The organism is Streptomyces sp. NPDC093085, from assembly GCF_040683935.1.
Classification (GTDB): Bacteria; Actinomycetota; Actinomycetes; order Streptomycetales; family Streptomycetaceae; genus Streptomyces.
On the sequence record NZ_JBFBFB010000008.1, the window covers coordinates 191,340 to 211,182 of the forward strand.

General features: G+C 72.7%; 18 protein-coding genes and 1 tRNA gene. 10 read left to right on the top strand and 9 right to left on the bottom strand.

The features are described 5' to 3' along the window. Window positions 1-14 precede the first annotated feature (14 nt). Window positions 15-1,511, top strand: a complete 1,497-nt coding sequence (locus AB0O07_RS22965; protein ID WP_365636095.1) for a DUF3100 domain-containing protein — start codon at window positions 15-17, stop codon at window positions 1,509-1,511. A 165-nt stretch (window positions 1,512-1,676) separates the two neighbouring features. On the opposite strand, the gene hppD is transcribed toward AB0O07_RS22965, so the two are convergent. Continuing rightward, window positions 1,677-2,756 carry a 4-hydroxyphenylpyruvate dioxygenase gene (hppD, locus tag AB0O07_RS22970; RefSeq protein ID WP_365636257.1) on the bottom strand — a complete coding sequence of 360 codons (1,080 nt, stop codon included), beginning with the start codon at window positions 2,754-2,756 and terminating at the stop codon, window positions 1,677-1,679. 271 nt (window positions 2,757-3,027) lie between these two features. Between hppD and AB0O07_RS22975 the strand changes: the two genes are divergently transcribed. The 4 genes from AB0O07_RS22975 to AB0O07_RS22990 all read left to right on the top strand — a co-directional run bounded on the left by AB0O07_RS22975 (window position 3,028) and on the right by AB0O07_RS22990 (window position 5,860). After that, entirely contained in the window at window positions 3,028-3,498 is a 471-nt protein-coding gene (locus AB0O07_RS22975) for an Lrp/AsnC family transcriptional regulator (RefSeq protein WP_365636097.1), read from the top strand. A gap of 101 nt (window positions 3,499-3,599) precedes the next feature. Further along, window positions 3,600-4,250, top strand: coding sequence for a helix-turn-helix domain-containing protein (locus AB0O07_RS22980; protein WP_365636098.1), 651 nt, complete (start codon window positions 3,600-3,602; stop codon window positions 4,248-4,250). Window positions 4,251-4,289: 39 nt separating this feature from the next. Next, window positions 4,290-4,499: a hypothetical protein gene (locus tag AB0O07_RS22985; RefSeq protein WP_365636100.1), complete on the top strand. Its 210-nt coding sequence runs from the start codon at window positions 4,290-4,292 to the stop codon at window positions 4,497-4,499. Beyond that, window positions 4,496-5,860: an MFS transporter gene (locus AB0O07_RS22990; RefSeq protein WP_365636102.1), complete on the top strand. Its 1,365-nt coding sequence runs from the start codon at window positions 4,496-4,498 to the stop codon at window positions 5,858-5,860. The genes AB0O07_RS22985 and AB0O07_RS22990 overlap by 4 nt, the downstream gene beginning before the upstream one ends. Here AB0O07_RS22990 and AB0O07_RS22995 read toward each other — a convergent pair. The 8 genes from AB0O07_RS22995 to AB0O07_RS23030 all read right to left on the bottom strand — a co-directional run bounded on the left by AB0O07_RS22995 (window position 5,814) and on the right by AB0O07_RS23030 (window position 14,387). After that, the gene (locus tag AB0O07_RS22995) at window positions 5,814-6,644 is read right to left on the bottom strand and encodes a S16 family serine protease (RefSeq protein ID WP_365636104.1); all 831 of its coding nucleotides are present in this window, start codon (window positions 6,642-6,644) and stop codon (window positions 5,814-5,816) included. The two genes, AB0O07_RS22990 and AB0O07_RS22995, sit on opposite strands and share 47 nt — an antisense overlap. A gap of 163 nt (window positions 6,645-6,807) precedes the next feature. Continuing rightward, a complete protein-coding gene (locus tag AB0O07_RS23000) occupies window positions 6,808-7,449 on the bottom strand; it encodes a helix-turn-helix domain-containing protein (RefSeq protein WP_365636106.1) in 642 nt (213 codons plus the stop codon). A 437-nt stretch (window positions 7,450-7,886) separates the two neighbouring features. Beyond that, complete coding sequence (locus tag AB0O07_RS23005) at window positions 7,887-9,680, bottom strand: DEAD/DEAH box helicase (protein WP_365636108.1); 1,794 nt, start codon at window positions 9,678-9,680, stop codon at window positions 7,887-7,889. Window positions 9,681-9,915: 235 nt separating this feature from the next. Further along, window positions 9,916-10,296, bottom strand: coding sequence for a type II toxin-antitoxin system death-on-curing family toxin (locus tag AB0O07_RS23010; RefSeq protein ID WP_365636110.1), 381 nt, complete (start codon window positions 10,294-10,296; stop codon window positions 9,916-9,918). A gap of 4 nt (window positions 10,297-10,300) precedes the next feature. After that, the gene (locus tag AB0O07_RS23015; protein ID WP_365636260.1) at window positions 10,301-10,498 is read right to left on the bottom strand and encodes an Arc family DNA-binding protein; all 198 of its coding nucleotides are present in this window, start codon (window positions 10,496-10,498) and stop codon (window positions 10,301-10,303) included. A gap of 45 nt (window positions 10,499-10,543) precedes the next feature. Further along, the gene (locus AB0O07_RS23020) at window positions 10,544-12,130 is read right to left on the bottom strand and encodes an MFS transporter (RefSeq protein WP_365636263.1); all 1,587 of its coding nucleotides are present in this window, start codon (window positions 12,128-12,130) and stop codon (window positions 10,544-10,546) included. Between the two features lie 194 nt (window positions 12,131-12,324). Next, a complete protein-coding gene (locus tag AB0O07_RS23025; RefSeq protein WP_365636112.1) occupies window positions 12,325-12,987 on the bottom strand; it encodes a response regulator transcription factor in 663 nt (220 codons plus the stop codon). Next, window positions 12,984-14,387 carry a histidine kinase gene (locus tag AB0O07_RS23030; protein ID WP_365636114.1) on the bottom strand — a complete coding sequence of 468 codons (1,404 nt, stop codon included), beginning with the start codon at window positions 14,385-14,387 and terminating at the stop codon, window positions 12,984-12,986. Before AB0O07_RS23030 ends, AB0O07_RS23025 begins: the two co-directional genes overlap by 4 nt. 353 nt (window positions 14,388-14,740) lie before the next feature. Here AB0O07_RS23030 and AB0O07_RS23035 point away from each other — a divergent pair, with 353 nt between their 5' ends. The 5 genes from AB0O07_RS23035 to AB0O07_RS23055 all read left to right on the top strand — a co-directional run bounded on the left by AB0O07_RS23035 (window position 14,741) and on the right by AB0O07_RS23055 (window position 19,742). Continuing rightward, window positions 14,741-15,775, top strand: coding sequence for an ATP-binding cassette domain-containing protein (locus AB0O07_RS23035; RefSeq protein ID WP_365636116.1), 1,035 nt, complete (start codon window positions 14,741-14,743; stop codon window positions 15,773-15,775). Further along, window positions 15,772-16,692 carry an ABC transporter permease gene (locus AB0O07_RS23040; RefSeq protein WP_365636118.1) on the top strand — a complete coding sequence of 307 codons (921 nt, stop codon included), beginning with the start codon at window positions 15,772-15,774 and terminating at the stop codon, window positions 16,690-16,692. The genes AB0O07_RS23035 and AB0O07_RS23040 overlap by 4 nt, the downstream gene beginning before the upstream one ends. A 145-nt stretch (window positions 16,693-16,837) precedes the next feature. After that, window positions 16,838-16,909 (top strand) — tRNA-Cys (locus tag AB0O07_RS23045). Window positions 16,910-17,065: 156 nt separating this feature from the next. Beyond that, window positions 17,066-19,156: a cellulase family glycosylhydrolase gene (locus tag AB0O07_RS23050; protein ID WP_365636119.1), complete on the top strand. Its 2,091-nt coding sequence runs from the start codon at window positions 17,066-17,068 to the stop codon at window positions 19,154-19,156. Between the two features lie 103 nt (window positions 19,157-19,259). Next, window positions 19,260-19,742, top strand: coding sequence for a hypothetical protein (locus AB0O07_RS23055; RefSeq protein WP_365636121.1), 483 nt, complete (start codon window positions 19,260-19,262; stop codon window positions 19,740-19,742). Window positions 19,743-19,843: the final 101 nt, after the last annotated feature.

The following is a 19,843-nucleotide window of genomic DNA, read 5'->3' on the forward strand; positions in this document are numbered from 1 at the left end:
GGAGCAACACCATCATGAAGTTCTCCACCGCGAACTCCTCGCCCGGTCCCGCCTCGGATCCGGCCGCGACCGGGAACGGGAACGGAACCGGCTCCGGGAACGGCTCCGGGAACGGGAACGGGGCCGGGACCCGGCAGATCACGAGGCAGACGCTGCCGATCGCCGCCCTGGCGCTGGTCATCGCCCTGGCCGTGCAGGCCATCGGGGAGGCCGACATCCATCTGGGGATCGGTTCGATCATCCTCTTCCCGATGGTCTGGGGCCTCATCCTGGGCCTGCTGGTCTCCGTACAGAAGGTCAAACCGCTCGGCCTGGACCTCCAGCGGACGGCGTCGGCCCTGGTCGGTGTGGCCGTACTGCTGCTGGTGGCCCGGCTGGCCTTCAACATCGGCCCGAGCCTGCCCACCCTCGTCAAGGCGGGCCCCGCGCTGCTGCTCCAGGAGGCGGGCCATCTCCTGGGGACGATCGCGCTGGCCCTCCCGCTCGCCGTACTGCTGCGCATGGGCAAGGCCACGGTGGGCGCGACGTTCTCGCTGGACCGGGAGCCGTCGTTCGCGATGGTCTCGGAGAAGTACGGGCCCGACTCGGACCAGTACCGGGGCGTGCTCGCGATGTACGTGTTCGGGACGCTCTTCGGAGCCGTGTACATCACGCTCCTGTCCTCCCTGGTCTCGAACTGGCACCTCTTCGACCCGCTGGCGCTGGCGATGGGCGCCGGGGTCGGCTCCGGGTCGATGATGGCGGCGGCCTCCGCGTCGATCGTGGCCGCCCACCCGGACCAGCAGGAGGCCATCCTCGGCATGGCCGCGGTCTCCAACCTCATCACCACGGTGCTGGGCGTGTACGTCGGGATCTATCTGGCGCTGCCGCTGGCCGACCGGTTCTACCGCGTCCTCACCCGGCGGAGGGACGGCACCGCGCCGGCGCCGGCGGAGGCGCACGCGACGGCGGAGGGCGCGACTCCCGTAGCGGACGGTGGTGCGGAGACGAAGGAAACGGCGACGAGGGAAGCGGCCGCTGAGGAAGCGGCGGCGAACCGGGCGTTCCGGGAGCGGGTGGCGGCGTCCTCGGCCGAGGTGAAGCTGCCGCACTGGCTCTCGCTCGGCGTGCTGACCGTGGTGGGCATCGGCACCGCCTCGGTCTCGGCCGGGGGCCTCAGCCTGAAGATCGTCGGGGGGTACGCGATCCTCCTGGCCTTGGTGGTGCTCGGCTTCCTGCTGGCCAGGGTGGTCCGGAAGGTGTCGGCGATAGTGTGGATCACCACCATCGGCGCCTATGTCTCCAGCCCGTGGTTCTTCGCCGCCAAGACGCTGAACCCGCTGGTGAGCGCGGTGGACTTCCTGTCGATCGCCACCATCATGCTGACCCTGGCGGGTCTCTCGCTCGGCAAGGACCTGCCGCTGCTGCGGCAGATCGGCTGGAAGATCGTCCCGGTGGGGCTGGTCGCGATCAGCGCGTCGTTCCTGCTCTCCGTGGTGATCGCGGAGTTCACCCTCGGCATGTGGGGCTGACGGGCGGGCTGACGGACTGACGGCGCGCTTCGGCGTACGGGAGGCGGGGCCCGCTTCGGCGTAGGGGAGGCGGGGCGCGCTTCGGCGTACGGGAAGCGGGGCCCGGTCTCCTCGGACCGGGCCCCGCTCACCCACGTACCGTACGGACGGTGACGCGCGCCTCCGTCAGAGGTTGCCGCGCCGCTCCTGCTCGCGCTCGATCGCCTCGAAGAGCGCCTTGAAGTTGCCCTTCCCGAACCCCATCGAGCCGTGCCGTTCGATCATCTCGAAGAAGACGGTCGGCCGGTCCTGGACCGGCTTGGTGAAGATCTGGAGCAGATAGCCGTCCTCGTCCCGGTCGACGAGGATCTTCAGCTCGCGCAGCGTCTCGACGGGCACCCGGGTCTCCCCCGCCCACTCGCCGAGCGTGTCGTAGTACGAGTCCGGGGTGTCCAGGAACTCCACGCCGCCGGCCCGCATGGCCCGTACGGAGGCGACGATGTCGTTGGTGGCGAGCGCGATGTGCTGGACGCCCGCGCCGCCGTAGAACTCCAGGTACTCGTCGATCTGGGACTTCTTCTTGGCGACGGCGGGCTCGTTGATCGGGAACTTCACCTTGAGGGTGCCGTCGGCGACGACCTTCGACATGAGCGCGGAGTACTCGGTGGCGATGTCGTCGCCCACGAACTCCTTCATGTTGGTGAAGCCCATGACCTTGTTGTAGAAGGCGACCCACTCGTTCATCCGGCCGAGTTCGACATTGCCCACGCAGTGGTCGATGGCCTGGAAGACCCGCTTGGCCGGGGGCGCGACGATCGGCTCCGCCGCCTCGAAGCCGGGCAGGTAGGGGCCGTCGTAGCCGGTGCGCTCGACCAGGGTGTGACGGGTCTCGCCGTACGTGGCGATCGCGGCCCGTACGACCGTGCCGTGCGCGTCCTTGGTCTCGTACGGCTCCTGGAGGCCCCGGGCGCCGTGCTCGGTGGCGTAGGCGTACGCGGCGCGCGCGTCCGGGACCTCGATGGCGAGGTCCACGACGCCGTCGCCGTGGGCGGCGACATGGCCGGCGAGGAAGCGGCCCCACTCGGTGGACGGCTTGACGACGGACGTGAAGACGAAGCGGGCGCCGCCGCTGGTGAGCACGTAACTCGCGGTCTCGCGGCTGCCGTTCTCGGGTCCTGAGTAGGCGACGAGCTTCATGCCGAAGGCGGTGGAGTAGTAGTGCGCGGCCTGCTTGGCGTTGCCGACGGCGAAGACGACCGCGTCCATCCCCTTGACCGGGAAGGGATCGGCCTCGCGCGCGGTGTCGGGGGTGACGGTTCCGGGGGTGGTGGTTCCGGGAGTGACTCCGGACGTGGCGACCGGGGTTCCGAGGGTGCTGTGCGTCGAGGTGTCAGCCATGGGGTCAGCGTCGCCCCGTTCCACAAGGTGCGCAACAGTTCTGGTTTTCGCTGGGCGATCTGTACAGCGGATCGCGAGAATGGCGGGACGTTCTGTACAGCATGACCACCATGACCACGGCGAAGGGAGTGCGGCGACGATGGGTATCGACGGGCTGGACGGGCGGCTGATCGTACTGCTGGCGGAGGAGCCCCGGATCGGGGTGCTGGAGGCGTCGCGGCGGCTCGGGGTGGCGCGCGGCACCGTACAGGCGCGGCTCGACCGGCTGCGGGCGAACGGGGTGATCAAGGGGTTCGGCCCGGCGGTGGACCCGGCGGCGCTGGGCTATCCGGTCACCGCCTTCGCCACGCTGGAGATCAAGCAGGGCCAGGGCACGGACGTACGGGCCCATCTGGCGGGCGTCCCCGAGGTGCTGGAGCTGCACACCACGACGGGCGAGGGGGACATGCTCTGCCGCCTGGTCGCCCGCTCGAACGCCGATCTCCAGCGGGTGATCGACCGGGTGGTCGGCTTCGAGGGGATCGTCCGGGCGTCGACGGCGATCGTGATGGAGAACCCGGTGCCGCTGAGGATCATCCCGCTGGTGGAGCAGGCGGCGCGGGACGAGTGAGGCTCGCCGGGGGGGGCGGCCGGCGCTGGGCATCCCCGATCCAAAGATTCCGTTGCAAAGAAAGCGTTGCAACGGAGTCTTTGCACGGCTACGGTGGCACCATGCCCGAGCCCGAGCCCGAACCCATGTCCGAGTCCACCGAGTCCACGCCCCAGCCCCCGCCCGAAGGGGCGCAGCCGCCGCCGCACAACGTACGGACCCTGGACGCGCGGTCATTGCGCGGTCTGGCCCACCCGCTCCGTATGCGCCTGCTGAGCACGCTGCGCCACAACGGTCCCGCCACCGCCTCCCAACTCGCCGCCCGGCTCGGCGAGTCGAGCGGTGCCACCAGCTATCACCTGCGCCAGCTCGCCGAGTACGGCTTCGTCGAGGACGACCCGGAGCGCGGCAAGGGCCGCGAGCGGTGGTGGAAGGCGGCACAGGACGGGGTCCGCTTCACCGAGGAGCTGCACGCGAACCCCGATCCCGAAGTGCGGGGCGCGGCCGACCTGTTCCTGCACGAGGTGGCCACCACCCACACCCAGGAACTCACCACCTGGCTGGGCACGGCGGGCGACTGGCCGGTGGAGTGGTCCCAGGCGGCGGACATGAGCGACTTCACGCTCCGGCTGACGGCGGCCCAGCTCATCGAGATGAACGAGAAGGTGCACGAGGTGATCGAGGGCTACCGCCGGTTGGGCCCGGCCGCCGAGGACGCCCCGAAGGTCCGTATCCATCTCCACGCCTTTCCGCACGCCGGCCCCACGGGCTGACGCCCGTCCCAGAGCGATCCCAGGGGGGAACCGCCTGTCATGCACGCCGACATCCATTTCACGCTCCACACCCTGCGCGCCGCCGAACTCCGCTCGGAGGCCGCCGAGTTCCGCCCGGGGAGCCGCCAACTCCCCGGGCCGCGTCGGCCCCGTACCGCACTCCGCGTCCGACTCGGCTGGTCGCTGGTCGAGTTGGGGCTGCGGCTCGTCAACCGCCCGGTAACGCACCCGGCAACACACCTCGCATGACCGGGACCAAGACCCCCGGCACGCCTCCCGGGAGCCGCGAGCGCTGGCCGCTCGTCGCCACGCTGGCCGCCAACACCGTCTCCATCGCGGGGAGTTCGCTCACCCTCATCGGGGTGCCCTGGTTCGTGCTCCAGACGACGGGGAGCGCGGCCGACGCCGGGATCGTGGCCTTCTGCGCGACGCTGCCGGTCGTCGTGTCGGCGATCGTGGGCGGGCCCGTGATCGACCGGCTCGGGCGGCGGCGGGTCTCGCTCGCCTCCGATCTGGTCTGCGGGCTCGCCGTCGCCGCGATCCCGCTGCTGCACTACGCGGGCGCGCTGCGGTTCTGGATGCTCTGCGCGCTGATGGCGCTCAGCGGCCTCGTCCACACCCCGGGGCTCACCGCCCGCTACGTACTCCTCCCCGACCTGGCAGCGCGCGCCGGGACGACCCTGCCACGGGCGGCGAGTCTGTACGACGCGGCCTCGCGCGGGGCCCGGATGTCCGGGGCGGCGCTCGCCGGGGTGCTGATCGCGGTGGTGGGCGCGGAGGCGGTGCTGCTCCTGGACGCGGTGACGTTCGCGGCCTCGGCGGGGCTGATCGCCTCCGGGCTACGGGGAGTCGGCGCCGCCCAGCCTCAGCGGCTCGCCCCGGTCTCGCTCGCCTCGTACCGTACGGAGCTGGGCGAGGGGTACGCCTTTCTCGTCAGGACGCCGCTGCTGCTCGCCATCACCCTGATGGTGATGGTCACCAACGGCCTCGACCAGGGCTGGAGTTCGGTCCTGCTGCCGGTACACGCCCGGGACGCGCTGGGCGGGGCGACCCAACTCGGGCTGCTGACAGCGGTGTTCGGCGGGGCCGCGCTGCTCGGGGCGCTGCTGTACGGGGCGTACGGGGAGCGCTTCCCGCGCCGGGCGGTCTTCGCGGGAGCGTTCCTGCTCTGCGGGGCGCCCCGGTATGTGGTGGCGGCGGTGACGGACGGGACCCTGCCGCTGGGGGTGACGATGGCGCTGGGCGGGTTCGCGGCCGGAGTGCTCAACCCGATCCTGACCACCGTGATCTACGAGCGGGTGCCGGACGCGCTGCGCAGCCGGGTGTCGAGCGTGACGACGGCGGGGGTGGAGCTGACCATGCCGCTCGGCGGGCTCGGGGCCGGGCTGCTGGTCGAACGGGCGGGGCTCACCGGCGCGTTGCTGACCCTGGGCGGGATCTATCTGCTGGCGACGCTGAGCCCGCTGGTCTTCCCGGCCTGGCGGACGATGGAACGTACCACCGGCACGGGAACCGCCACCGGCACCGACGCCGGAACCGCCACCGCCACCGGCGCCACCGACGTCAGCAGCTCGGGACCTGGCCCGTCCGCCCCTGCGCCAGCGCCTTGAGCGCCGTCACCGCGCCCTTGAGCGTGGTGACGGGCACCAGCCGCATCCCGTGCGGCAGTTCGGCCTGCGCGTCCGCGCACTCCGCCCTGGGGACGAGGAAGACGGTCGCCCCGTCGCGCCCCGCCGCCTGGGTCTTCAGGGCCACCCCGCCGACGGCGCCGACCTCGCCGCCGTCGCTGATGGTCCCCGTACCGGCGATGGTGCGGCCCCCGGTCAGGTCGCCGCCCGCGCCGTCGCCGTCGAGCTTGTCGACGATGCCGAGCGCGAAGAGCAGCCCGGCGCTGGGGCCGCCGACGTCCGCGAGATGGAGGCTGACGTCGACCTTCGCCGGGTCCTCGCCGAGCAGGGCGAGGGCGGCGGTGGTGGCGGAGTTCTGGGAGTTGATCATGTCCTGGGTGTTGTGCCGGCGGACCTGCTGGTCCGACTGGCCCGACGGGTAGACCGCCTCGCGCGGCAGGACCGCCCGGTCCCTGCGGAACCAGCCCTCGACCACGTCCCCGAAGTCGACATCGGTGGAGGGGCCCGTCGCCTCGATCGTCGTCATCCGCAACTGCCCCTGAGGGGTGCGGGTGGGCACGCCCTTGATCGTGATGACCTCCTCGCCCTTGTTCGCGCCGAGGACGTCCGCCGTCATCCCGGGCTGCGCGACGGCGTACGGCAGCGGCGCGACACCGACGACGACGAAGAGCGCCACGATCGGGAGCGCGCAGACGGCGAGGACGCCGGGGCGGGAGAGGACGGCGGGGCGGAGGGAACGGGCGAGGTGAGCGAGGCGAGGGGACACGGTGGCCAATCTATCTGCCCGGCGGGTACGGGGGCGCCGGGCGCCGCCTCAGCCTCTGCCCGGCGGGTACGGGGGCACCGGGAGTCGCCTCAGCCCGTACGGGGCACCGGTCGCCGCCTCAGCACCCTCCCCCTCCCCCTCCCTCTCCCCTCCTCCTCCCGTCTCAGCGCAGGGCGTCGGCGACCTCGCGGGCGGCGTCGACCACGCGCGGACCGACCCGTTCCGGTACGGCGTCCGCGAGCATCACCACGCCGACGCTCCCCTCTATGCCGGTCACCCCGACCAGCGCCGCCGCCGCGCCGCTCGCGCCCGCCTCCAGTTCGCCGCTGGTCAGGGTGCACCGCGGCTCGGTGAGGGGGGCGCCCCGGGCGGCGAGAATCGCCTTGCCGGCCGCGCCCCGGTCGAGGGGGTGGCGGAAGCCGGCCCGGTAGGCGACGTGGTAGTCGGTCCAGGTGGGTTCCACGACGGCGACGGCGAGCGCCTCCGCCCCGTCCACCAGGGTCAGATGCGCCGTGGCGCCGATGTCCTCGGCGAGCGAGCGCAGCGCGGGCAGCGCGGCCTCCCGTACCAGCGGATGGACCTGGCGGCCCAGGCGCAGCACGCCGAGGCCGACTCTGGCCCGGCCGCCCAGGTCGCGCCGTACGAGGGTGTGCTGTTCGAGGGTGGCGAGCAACCGGTAGACGACGGTCCGGTTGACGCCGAGCCTGGTGGACAGCTCGGTGACGGTCAGCCCGTGATCGGTGTCGGCGAGCAGTTTGAGGACGCGCAGTCCCCGGTCGAGCGTCTGGGAGGTCTCCGCGGTCACGACGCCCTCTCCTTCGGAGTGAGTTCGGAGATGAGTGAGGAGATGGTGACGACGGCGCTCTCCCTGTCCCCGGGGGCCACCGGCTGCGCTACGGGGCGGAGTTGCCACGGAGCGTTCACACTGCCGGGACAGTAACCACCGGTACCGCTCAGCGGAAGCCCTCGTCCAGAATCCGGGCATCCGAGGTAAGTCAACGCGTATTGGTGGCAAATGTCCGTTCGGACGATGACATCCCGTACATGTATGTGAATCAGAGCGTGATCACGAAGGGGGCGCCACGGCTCCCGGAGGCCCCTCGGAAGGCCTTCCGGGGGGCACAGGAGGGCCGGTGGGACAGAAATGGCCGCCTCCGGGACCCCGGGGCGGCCACTTCCGTACACGAACCGTTACAACAACGATGACATTGCGCACAGCGCCTGCGACAGACCTCTACAGGGTCAGCGCATCCGCGTGGCCCACTCCCCCACCTTCGCGATGCGCTCCCGCAGTTGCCCCGCCGTCGCCTCCGCGCTCGGCGGACCGCCGCACACCCGGCGCAGCTCCGTGTGGATCACCCCGTGCGGCTTGCCGCTCTGGTGGACGTAGGCGCCGACCATGGTGTTGAGCTTCTTGCGCAGCTCCAGCAGCTCCTTGTGGGAGACCACGGGGCGGCGCTCGGCGGGCAGTTCCAGGAGATCGGCCTCGGCGTCCGGCTTCTTCCGGCTGTGCGCGATCTGCCGGGCCTGGCGCTTCTGGAGGAGCATCTGCACCTGGTCGGGTTCGAGGAGCCCGGGGATGCCGAGGTAGTCCTGCTCCTCCTCGCTGCCGGGGTGCGCCTGCATGCCGAACTCGGCGCCGTCGTACAGCACCCGGTCGAAGACCGCGTCGGACTCCAGCGCCTCCCAGGGCAGCATGTCCTGCTCCCCCGTGTCCTCGTCCTGTTCGCGCTCGGCCTCCGCCATCTCCTTCTCGGACTCGGCGTACGGGTCCTCCTCCTCGCCCTCCTTCTTCGGCTTGTCGAGGACGTGGTCGCGCTCGACCTCCATCTCGTTGGCGATGCCGAGGAGGGTGGGGATGGTGGGCAGGAAGACGGAGGCGGTCTCGCCGCGCCGGCGGGAGCGCACGAAGCGGCCCACGGCCTGCGCGAAGAAGAGCGGGGTCGAGATGGTCGTCGCGTACACGCCGACGGCGAGGCGCGGCACGTCGACGCCCTCGGAGACCATCCGGACGGCGACCAGCCAGCGGTCCTGGCTCGCGGAGAAGTCGTCGATGCGCTGCGAGGCGCCGACGTCGTCGGAGAGGACGAGGGTGGCCTTGGTGCCGGTGATCTCCCGGATGAGCTTGGCGTACGCGCGGGCCGCCTCCTGGTCGGAGGCGATGACCAGGCCGCCCGCGTCCGGGATGGCCTTGCGGACCTCGGTCAGCCGCTGGTCGGCGGCGCGGAGCACGCTGGGCATCCAGTCGCCGCGCGGGTCGAGGGCGGTGCGCCAGGCCTGCGAGACCGCGTCCTTGGTCATGGGTTCGCCGAGGCGGGCGGCGACCTCGTCGCCCGCCTTGGTGCGCCAGCGCATGTTGCCGCTGTAGCTGAGGAAGATGACCGGGCGGACGACGCCGTCGCGCAGGGCGCTGCCGTATCCGTACGTGTAGTCGGCGGCGGAGCGGCGGATGCCGTCGTTGCCCTCCTCGTACGCGACGAACGGGATCGGGTTGGTGTCGGAGCGGAACGGCGTCCCGGTGAGCGCGAGGCGGCGGGTGGCGGGTTCGAACGCCTCCAGGCAGGCCTCGCCCCAGGACTTGGAGTCACCGGCGTGGTGGATCTCGTCGAGGATGACGAGGGTCTTGCGCTGCTCGCACCGGTTGCGGTGGAGCATGGGCCGGACGCCGACCCCGGCGTAGGTGATGGCGACGCCGTCGTACTCCCTGCTCACCGGGCCCGCGCTGTACTCGGGGTCGAGTTTGATGCCGACCCGGCCGGCGGCCTCGGCCCACTGCTTCTTGAGGTGCTCGGTGGGCGCGACGACGGTGACCTGCTGGACGACATGGTGGTGCAGCAGCCAGGAGGCGAGCGTCAGGGCGAAGGTCGTCTTGCCGGCGCCGGGGGTGGCGACGGCGAGGAAGTCCCGGGGCTGCTCCTGGAGGTAGCGGCCGAGGGCACCTTCCTGCCAGGCACGCAGCTTGTTGGCGGTGCCCCAGGGGGCGCGGCCGGGGAAGGCGGGCGAGAGGTGGTGGGAGGAGGCGGCGGTGGTAGTCACGGTCTCCGGTTCGGACGCTCGGCGACGGGGGCACGCGGTACGCGGGGTACCGGGGGTACGGGGCGTACCAGGGGTACGGGGTGCAGCGGGCGTGCGAGGTTCCGGGGGCGCGGGGTGCGCCGAGGTTCCCCGTACGGCCGAAGCACCCGTACGTACGACAACCGGGCCACCCTACCGGCGGGGTGACCCGGGGCTCGCGGCACGAACGCCTGTCATCCGGGAGATGGGACCCGGATCACATGGCGTCGTGGAGGGCGCGCAGCCGCCGCCCGATCTCCGGGGCATCCTCAAGGGTGCCCATGGCGACCTCGATGACCAGCTTGTACGCGGCGTCCTGATCGACGCCGAGCATGTCGGCGCCGTTGAAGTCCAGGAAGACGACCGTGGACATCCACGCCATACGCTTGTTCCCATCCACCAGGGGATGGTTCACGGCCAACGACTGGAGCAGCGCCCCGGCCTTTTCGAAGAGATCGGTGTACGCCTCAACGCCGAACATCTGCGACTGAGGGCGGTGCACCGCCGAGGTGAGCAGACCCAGGTCGCGCACCGCGACCGGCTGCCCGCAGGCGAGTTCCGCCAGGTCCAGTACTTCCTGGACCGTCAGGTACTTCACTGTCCTACTCCCCCAGCCGCCGCAGCAGATCGGCGTGGCCCGCCGCGTACTTGGCACCGAGGCGTCGGACCGCTTCCTTGTCCGCCTCCTGCTCCAGGTAGCGGTCGATCGCCTGAAGCGCTATGGCGTGCATGCTGCGCCCCTCTTGTTCCGCCCGGAGCCGGAGCGCCTCTTGCTGTTCCTCACGCAGTCGCAGATTCATAGCCATACCAGAACGGTACCACCAATGGGGTCATGGTGGTACCAGCTACTGCACCCGTACCCGCGTCGCGACCCACACCCCCGCCAGAGCCACCGCCGCCATCGGCAGGAACACGGCGGCGAAGGCCACCGGCTGCGAGGCCGACGCGGCGGACGCGGCGGACGCCGCCCCGGCCACGTGGCCCGCGCCGCCCACCGCCCCGCCCCCCAGCGCCGCGAACGCCGCGCCGCCCGCCGCGAGCAGCAGGACGTTCGACAGGCCGTCGGAGATCTGGAGCGCGGCCGAGTTCTCGCCCGCCTCCTCCGGCGCCGAGAGGTGGAGCAGCAGCACGCTGGTGGAGGCGATCACCAGACCCATGCCCAGACAGCCGAAGGCCCAGGCGACCGCCACCACCCAGACCGGCACGGCGTCGATCAGGACGCTCGGCGCGGTCACGATGGCCAGCGCCACCAGCACCATGCCGCCCGCCATCAGCCGCACGCGGTACGGCTCCATGCGGGGCCGGGACTGTATGTACGAGCCGAGCGCCCAGGTCGCGCCGCCGACCGCGAGCGAGAGCCCGGCCAGGGTCGGCGACAGACCGCGCTGGGTGACCAGCATCAGCGGCACGAAGCTCTCCGCCACGATGAACGACCCGGCGGCGACCCCGCGCAGCAGCACCACGGAGGGCAGCCCGCGCGCCGCCCGCCAGGTCCCGCCGGGCAGCAGCCCGAGCACGGCGGGCACGAGCAGGGCGAGCCCGACGGCTGCGGGCAGGAACGAACGGGGCCGCAGGTCCTGCCCGGCGTACTGGAGCAGCGCGGCCCCCAGCGAGATCCCGAACGCAAGCCGAATCCGGCGACCGCCGAACCGGGAGGCGGGGCGGGGGCGTTCCTTCCTGGGGGCAGAGGTCTCCGCCGGGGCGGCCTCCGCCGGGGCGGCACGGTCTGCTGGGGCGGCAGCGTCAGCGGGGGCGGCCTCCGCCGGGATCGCACGGCCCGCCGGGTCGGCACCGTCAGCCGGGACGGCAACCCCAGCCGGGGCGGCCTCCGCCGGGCCCGAGGCCATGCGCCGGATCGGGGAGACGCCGAGGAGCAGCGGCGGCAGGACGAGGACGGGGATGCCGAGGAAGACCCAGCGCCAGCCGAGGTGTTCGGTGACGGTACCGGCGGCCAGCGGTCCCACGACCGAAGGGACCACCCAGCACGCGGCGATCGCGGCCATCATCGCGGGCCGCAGCCGGGACTCGTACGCGCGCCCGATGACGACGTACAGCGCGACGATCACCAGCCCGCCGCCGAACCCCTGCACCGCCCGCCCCAGGATGAACACCCACATGGAGTCCGCCGCGCCGGAGAGGAGCAGCCCTGCGGCGAAGGCGAGGACGCCGACGACGACCGGTGCGAGCGGCCCGGTCCGGTCGGACCACTGGCCGGCGAGGACCATCGCGAAGAGGCTGGTGGTGAAGTACGCGGAGAACGCGAAGGCGTACAGCGACACACCGTCCAGATCCCGCGCGGCGACCGGCATCGCCGTACCGACGGCGGTCGCCTCGAAGGCGATGAGCAGCACGACGGCGACGATCGCGACGGTGAGCGCCCGGTGCGCGGGCCCGAGCACACCTCCCCGCCACCCGACGCCGGCCCCGGGCATCGGCGACGGCGTCGATGCGGGCGTCGAGGCCGGAGTGAGCGCCCGCGCGGGGGGATGGGCGGCGCGTTCCCGTGAGTCCATTGGGCCAGGGTAAGAGGCGTACCGGCGGTTGAACCCTGTCGCGGGGCTGATCTCGGAGCAGGACCTTGGTCGTACGACCGCCCCTGTGCAGCTCGCGCGCCCCGGTGCCGGGGTCAGCGGGGCGGGGTGACGAGCCCCATCTCGTACGCGGTGATGACGAGCTGGACCCGGTCCCGGGCGCGCACTTTGGTGAGCAGGCGTGAGACGTGCGACTTGGTGGTGGCCACGGTGATGAAGAGCTCCTCGGCGATCTCGGCGTTCGACCGGCCCCGGCCGATGAGGGTCAGTACTTCCCGTTCCCGCTCCGTGATGCCCTCGCCCCCGCGAGGAGGGCGCCCCGGGGCCGGCGCCGGGCGTCCGACGAAGTCCGCGATCAGGCGGCGCGTCGTGCTCGGCGCGATCAGCGCGTCCCCGGCGGCGACCACGCGGACCGCCGCGAGGATGTCGTCCAGCGCCATGTCCTTGACCACGAAGCCGCTCGCGCCGGCCCGGAGCGCGCCGTAGACATGGTCGTCCTCGTCGAAGGTGGTCAGGACGAGAACGCGGGTGGGCGCGGGGCCGGCCGTGATCAGGCGGGTGGCCTCGATCCCGTCCATGCCGGGCATCCGGATGTCCATGACCACGATGTCGGGGCGGATGTCGTTCACCAGGCGGACGGCCTCGGCGCCGGTGGCGGCTTCACCGACGACCTGGAGGTCGCCGTGGTCGGCCATGAGCACCCGCAGCCCGGACCGCACCAGCGGCTGGTCGTCGGCGAGCACCACGCGGACGGTCACCGGGGCTCCGCCGGAACCGTGAGGGGAGCGGGGGGAGTGGGGGGAGTCGGGGGAGCGGGGGAGGCGAGGGGAGCGGGGGAGGCGAGGGGTACGGGCAGCGGCAGCCGGGCCGCCACCCGGAAACCGCCCTCGGGGCGCGGCCCGGCAGTGAGCTGACCACCCAGCAGGACGGCCCGCTCCCGCATCCCGACAATCCCGAAGCCACGGCCGGGACCACGGCCGGGACCGGGGCCGGGACCGGGGCCGGGACCGGGGCCGGGGCCGTTGGCGGTGCCGCCGGGCGCCGCGTGGTCGGCGATGGGCCCGGAGGTCGGGCCATTGCCCGCCGCCCCGGGCGCCGGGCCATCGGTGGCGGCGCCGTGCCCGTCGTCGACGATCTCCACGGACAGTTCCTCTTCCCCGTAGTCGATGGTCACCCGGCAGTGCCCGGTGCCCGCGTGGCGGACCATGTTGGTCAGTGCCTCCTGCACGATGCGGTAGGCGGACAGCTCGATGTCGGCCGGCACCGGGCGCCGTACCCCGCCCCGGCACACCTCGACACGTACCCCCGCGTCCGCCGTCGCCGCCGCCAGCCGTTCGATGTCCGCCAGCCCGGGGGCCGGCGCGAGCGGGGCCCCCTGCGGGGCGGTTCCGTTCCGGGCGGCGTGGTCGCCGTGGTCGGCCGGGTCCCCCTGGTCGGTCTGACGGAGCGACACCACGGTGCGCCGAAGGCCCGACAGGACCTCCCTGCTGGTGGCCTCGATGGCGCGCAGGGCCTCGCGTGCCTGCGCGGGCTGCGTCTGGATGACCCGGCCGCCCATACCGGCCTGGATGGCGATGATGCCGATGCTGTGCGCCACCATGTCGTGCAACTCCCTTGCGATCCGCAGGCGTTCGGCGGTCACCGCCTCCGCCACCGCCCGCCCGCGCAGCACCGCCGCGTGCTCGCGGCGCTCGCGGCACAGCAGACCGGCCATGCAGGAAGCGGCCAGCGCCAGCAGGGCGATCACCTCGTTGACGACCAGACCGTCCCCGTGCGCGCCGGCGCCGATCACCAGGAGCTGCACGGCGAACGACACCGCCACGGCGACGGTCGCGGTGCGCCGCGCGCGGGTGGCGACGATGACCCCGACCACGAGGTCCACCGCCAGATACGACAGGAACTCGCCCTGGTACGACGTCGCCAGGGTCGCGTGACTGGAACTCGGAGGGCCCACGATCACGGCGGTGGACCCGACGAGCGCCAGGGCCAGAGCCGGCAGCGGCGCCCGTCGTACCACGCCGGCGAGGAGCGTCGCGGCCAGCAACGCCCCGCTGCCGTGGACCGTGCCCGGCGCCCGTGGCGCGGCGCCCACCAGCAGAGCCACCACCAGGAGGTACCCGGCACTCCCGGCCCAGGCCAGGGTCTTGGTTCTCGTCATCGGCGGCGGCACTCCCCCTCTCTCGTCCTCCCCGGAACGTCATCCGTGCGGCCTGGCCCAGCAGGGCGCGGCCCGCACAGGCAGTGGCGCGGCGCGCGCAGGCGGTGGCACCGCACCGGCACCGGCACCGGCACCGGCACCGGCACGGCACGGCACGCTCAGGCGGTCACGGCGGCGCGGCCGTCGTGACGTTCACTCCATGGCCGGCCGCCATGGGTGCACGCCGCGAGAGTAACCGGCCACCGCCGGTACGGCATCAGCCCGGGGACGTACGCCCACGGGCGAGGGCGGCCCGCGCGATTGCGTCCCACGGCCCCATGCCCGGACAGGGCAGCTCCCGGCAGTGTGGTGCCGTGATCGAAGTCAGCGGACTCACCAAGCGTTACGGCCGCAAGACCGCCGTCGACCATCTCTCCTTCACCGTACGGCCGGGCCGGGTCACCGGATTCCTCGGCCCCAACGGAGCCGGCAAGTCCACCACCCTGCGCATGATCCTCGGCCTGGACGCGCCCACCACCGGCGCCGCCACCGTCAGCGGTGTGCCCTTCCGCCACCACCCGCGCGGGCTGCGCCACGTCGGCGCGCTCCTCGACGCCGGGCAGGTCCACGGTGGCCGCCGGGCCGTGGCCCACCTGACCGCTCTGGCCCGGAGCAACGGCATCCCCCGGCGCCGGGTGGAGGAGGTGCTCCAGGACGTGGGGCTGGCCGAGGTGGCCGACCGCCGCGTCGGCGGATTCTCCCTCGGCATGAAGCAGCGCCTCGGCATCGCCGCCGCCCTGCTCGGCGACCCGCCCGTGCTCCTGTTCGACGAACCGATCAACGGCATGGACCCGGAGGGCGTCCTCTGGATGCGCCGGCTCTTCCGGCGCCTGGCCGCCGAGGGGCGTACGGTCTTCCTCTCCAGCCACCTGATGGCGGAGATGGAGAACACCGCCGACCATCTGGTCGTCATCGGCCGGGGCCGTCTCATCGCCGCCGAGCCGCTACGGGACTTCGCGGCACGCGGCACCCGCCGCGATGTCGTGGTGGCGACCCCGCACCCCGCCGCGCTGGCGGCCCTGCTGACAGCGGCGGGCGCCTCCGTCCGCGCGGAGGGCGCGGCGGAAGGCGATCCGGGCATGGCGGAGGGCGATCCGCAGGGCGCGACGGAGGGCGGTCGGGGTGTGGCGCAGGGCGCCGCCGAAGACGGTCCGGAGAGCGCCGCCGAAGGCGCGGCCGGCGCCGGGAGGCTCACCGTCACCGGGCTCCCGGCGGACCGGATCGGAGCCCTCGCCTGCGAGAACGGCATCCGGCTGAGCGAACTGACGCCCCGCACCGCCTCGCTGGAGGCGGCCTTCATGCACCTCACCGCCGACAGCACCGAGTACCTGGCAGGAGCCCCCCGATGACCCCACTCACCTCCCTCCCCGACCCTGACTCCAGCCCCGCCCCCGACCCCGACTCCGCCCCTCGCTCAGGCCCCGTAACCACCCCCAGCACCACCCCCGTCACCACCCCCACCCCCGCCCCCGATCTCACCACCGCCCCGGCCGCCCGCTTCCGTGACCTGCTCGCCGCCGAGTGGATCAAGGTATGGTCCCTGCGCTCCACCCCCTGGACGACGGGACTCACCGTCCTGTTCGTCATCGGGGCCGCCGCCGTGGCCACGTTGACGGACCACGCCGCGCGCTCCGGCCCCGTAGATTTCCGGTCCTTCGACGCCTATCCGGCGGCCGGCTACTGGACGCTGATGCTCGTGGCCAGCAGCATGGGCGCCCTCACCGCCGTGAGCGAATACAGCAGCGGGCTGATCCGTACCACCACCGTGGCCGTCCCCGCGCGCGGTTCCGTGGTGCTCGCCAAGGCGGCCGTCACCGCCGCGCTGTGGACGGCGGTAGGCACGGCCGCCTCCACCGGCTCGTTCCTCGTCTCCCAGGCCATCCTGGACGGGCACCACGCCGGCGTTCCGATCACCCACCCCGGGGTGCTCAGGCCGCTGGTGGCGTCCGCGCTGCTGGCCCCGGTCTGCGCCCTGGTCGGCCTGGCGCTCGGCGTCCTGCTCCGGCACGCCGCCGCGACCATGGTCACCGGCGTCTTCGTCCTGCTGCTTCTGCCCACCCTCTTCTCGGAGACGAACCGCTGGTCGGCGGGGGTCAGACACGCGCTGGTCGCGGCCGCGTGGAACCGCCTGATCCAGAACTGGGAGCCGGGCCCCGGCTTCCTGGGCCACCCCGCCACGGTCCCGGGCTCCTGGGCCGTGTACGCGCTCTGGCCTCTGCTCACGATCGCGCTCGCCGTGCTCGTCGTACGGCGCCGCGACGTCTGAGCGCGCCCCTCCCCTGCCCCGGTGTTCGCGGGCGGCCGACCGTGAACGGCGTATGGCAGTCGTATTGCGGACCACGGGAAGGCCTTGAGCCCCGGGACACACCCGCCGTAACTTCGTCAGCAGAACACAGCAGAGCAGAGCACATGGCCGTGTGCCCGAGTGGTTGAGGGGCTCGACTGCAAATCGAGTTACGTGGGTTCGATTCCCGCCACGGCCTCTGGTCCCGGTACGCGTACGGGCCGCCCGCCCCCGGCACCACCGGGGCAGGCGGCCCGTACCGCCGTACAGCCTGTCCCCCTCCCTCCACCGCCTCCCCCTCCTCCCCCCTCCTCCCCCTTGACTACCCGTCAGTAGCGGCTCCACTGTTGTGGCCATGACGACGACCACCGGAGCGGGATCACGCACGGCACGTCGCACCACCAAACGGCGCACCACGACGCGTCGCACCCCACGCAGGGCCGCCCGGGCCACCCTCTTCGGCGCCGCGCTCGCCCTGCTCACCGGCGCCGCGCTGGCCGCCCCGCCCCCCGCGACGGCGACCACCACAGCCACCGCAGCGTCCACCGCAACCGCCACCACCCCCCTCTGGTTCGACGGCCGGGCGGCGACCGAGGTCTCCGTGACCCCCGCCGGGTCCGGGGACGGGGCGGGCGCCCGGTTCACGGACGGGTACGGCCGGGAGGTCGTCCTGCGCGGGTTCAACGTCTCCGGCGAGACCAAGCTGGCCGAGAACGGCGGCCTGCCCTTCGCCGACGCGGCGGACGCCCGCGCCTCCGCCGCCGCGCTGCGGACGCTGACCGGCGGAAACGCCGTACGGTTCCTGCTCTCCTGGGCGTACGCCGAGCCCGAGCCGGGGGTCGTCGACACCGCGTACCTGCGCCGCGCGACCGACCAGATCAAGGCGCTCCGCGCCGCCGGGCTCCGCGTCTTCCCCGACTTCCACCAGGATCTCCACTCGCGGTACCTCTTCGACAAGGACAGTTGGTACACGGGGGACGGCGCGCCCCGCTGGGCCGTCGAGGCGGGGGCGTACCCGCGTGAGTCCTGTGGCATCTGCGTCATGTGGGGCCAGAACATCACCCAGAACCAGGCGGTGAAGAGCGCCACCCGGGACTTCTGGACCAACCGGACGCTCACGCTCCGCGACGGCTCCACGCGCCCCGTCCAGACCGCGTTCCTCGACACGGCGCAGACGACGATGACGTACCTCGCGCGGAATCTCACCGCGGAGGAGTTCGCGGGCGTCGTCGGCTTCGACCCGTACAACGAACCGTACGCGGGCGAGTACGCGGCCGGTCAGGACAGCCGCGCCTGGGAGCGGGAGGTGCTCTGGCCGTTCTACGAGAAGTTCCGGGCCCGGATGGACGCGGCGGGGTGGCGCGACAAGCCGCTCTTCGCCGAGCCGAACATGTTCTGGAACGCCAACCTGGACTTCGCGCGGCAGCCGGGCGGCCTGCTCGACGCGGGCGCCGCCGGTCCGCGCTACGTCTTCAACACGCACTTCTACGACCAGAAGGCGATCTCCGGCATCTTCATGTGGGGCAAGGCGGAGGACGGCCAGTACGTGAACGACTTCACGACCGTCCGCGACCGCGCGGCGGCGCTGGGCACGACCGGGATCGTCAGCGAGTTCGGCCACCCGCTGAACGGACTGACCGCCGACAAGGCGCCCACCGTGAACAAGGCGATGTATCAGGCGCTCGACTCCCGCCTGTCCGGGGCGAGTTGGTGGGCGAACGCGACGCGCTCGGGCCCGGTGCTCTCGTCGACGCAGTGGCAGTGGGACATCTACAGCGGGCGCCACCGCGAGGCGATGAACGGCAATCCCGACAAGATCCTCACGGAGGCCGACGCCTGGAACGACGAGGACCTCTCGGCCGTACGGCAGGACGCGTCGGGCCGCGCGGTGCTCCGCCAGGACGCACGACTGCTGGACCGGATCTACCCGGACGCGGTGGCGGGCCGTACCGTCGCGTTCACGTACGAGGACCGCTCCAGGGACGGCGCGACGGACACCACCGGCACGACCACGGGCACCCCCCTGACCTGGAACCGTATCCCCGCCACCATGCCGGAGACGGCCCGCCTGGTGGGCACGGGCCGGTACGGCGTCCTGGCCTGGCGCTCGCAGGGCCCCACCCGCGCCCCCACCCAACTCCACCTCCCGGCCGGCTTCACCCCCGACGGGACGACGGTGATCTCCGACCTGGGCACGGCGACGGGCCTGCCCGCGTACACCGCGCAGGGCGAGACGGCCGACCACCCACTGGCGACGGCCCCGGAACAGGGCACCACGGCAGACGACCCCCTGACCACAGCCAACCGCCTGCTGCTCACCGCCCCACCCGCGTCGGACACGGCGGGCACCGTGCACTACGCGCTGATAGCGGAGGCCCCGGCGACCCCGGAACTACGGGCGGCGGCGCAGCGCGAACTGGCGGCGTGGGCGGCGGGCCTGGCCTGAACGAGGGTCTCCCCCTCCCCTGACACCGTGTGCATACGCACACCCGCTCCGCTATCTTGATCCGGACAGGAGACGGGGACAGGGGAACGGGGAGACACCCAGGATGACCACCGGGGCGTACTCGGCCAAGTGGCAGCAACTCTTCGACCTTTCGGACCAGTCCGGCCCCACAGCACCGCCGACCAGCCAGACATCTGCCCACATGTCACTGGCATCGGCCACGGCAGGGGGTACGGCGGGAGATACGGCGGCGGGCGGCGGCGACGCGGACCTCCACCACAGCGACGAACCGTGGACCAAGGCGGCAGGAGTGGCCGAGGAGTTGCACACCACGGTCACAACCGCGAAGCGGAGCCTCACCACGGCACACGAGGACGTGTCGCCGGGCCTGGCGGGCCTGGCGAGCGCGGCCGCCCTCGCGTCGGTTCTGACGTCCTGGGAGAAACGGCTCGGGTCGGTGGGGAGCGAGTGCGGTTCCCTCGCCCCGAAGCTCCGCCTGGTAGCCAAGGGCCAGGGCGAACGCAACGCGGAAGTGAAGTCCGCCTTCGCGGGACTGGAACGCCCGCGCGAGGAGAACGCGAAGTGACCGAAGTGACCGCCACGCCCCTGACCTGGCAGCAGCGCGGAGCCTGAAGTGCTCCGACCTCCAGAACGCTGCTGACGGCTGGGCCGAGGTGAGCAACCGTG

Coding starts and splice junctions, on each gene's coding strand:
- AB0O07_RS22965 (WP_365636095.1), top strand. CDS start 15: ATGAAGTTCTCCACCGCGAACTCCTCGCCCGGTCCCGCCTCGGATCCG.
- hppD (WP_365636257.1), bottom strand. CDS start 2,756: ATGGACGCGGTCGTCTTCGCCGTCGGCAACGCCAAGCAGGCCGCGCAC.
- AB0O07_RS22975 (WP_365636097.1), top strand. CDS start 3,028: ATGGGTATCGACGGGCTGGACGGGCGGCTGATCGTACTGCTGGCGGAG.
- AB0O07_RS22980 (WP_365636098.1), top strand. CDS start 3,600: ATGCCCGAGCCCGAGCCCGAACCCATGTCCGAGTCCACCGAGTCCACG.
- AB0O07_RS22985 (WP_365636100.1), top strand. CDS start 4,290: ATGCACGCCGACATCCATTTCACGCTCCACACCCTGCGCGCCGCCGAA.
- AB0O07_RS22990 (WP_365636102.1), top strand. CDS start 4,496: ATGACCGGGACCAAGACCCCCGGCACGCCTCCCGGGAGCCGCGAGCGC.
- AB0O07_RS23015 (WP_365636260.1), bottom strand. CDS start 10,498: ATGAATCTGCGACTGCGTGAGGAACAGCAAGAGGCGCTCCGGCTCCGG.
- AB0O07_RS23020 (WP_365636263.1), bottom strand. CDS start 12,130: ATGCCCGGGGCCGGCGTCGGGTGGCGGGGAGGTGTGCTCGGGCCCGCG.
- AB0O07_RS23030 (WP_365636114.1), bottom strand. CDS start 14,387: ATGACGAGAACCAAGACCCTGGCCTGGGCCGGGAGTGCCGGGTACCTC.
- AB0O07_RS23040 (WP_365636118.1), top strand. CDS start 15,772: ATGACCCCACTCACCTCCCTCCCCGACCCTGACTCCAGCCCCGCCCCC.
- AB0O07_RS23050 (WP_365636119.1), top strand. CDS start 17,066: ATGACGACGACCACCGGAGCGGGATCACGCACGGCACGTCGCACCACC.
- AB0O07_RS23055 (WP_365636121.1), top strand. CDS start 19,260: ATGACCACCGGGGCGTACTCGGCCAAGTGGCAGCAACTCTTCGACCTT.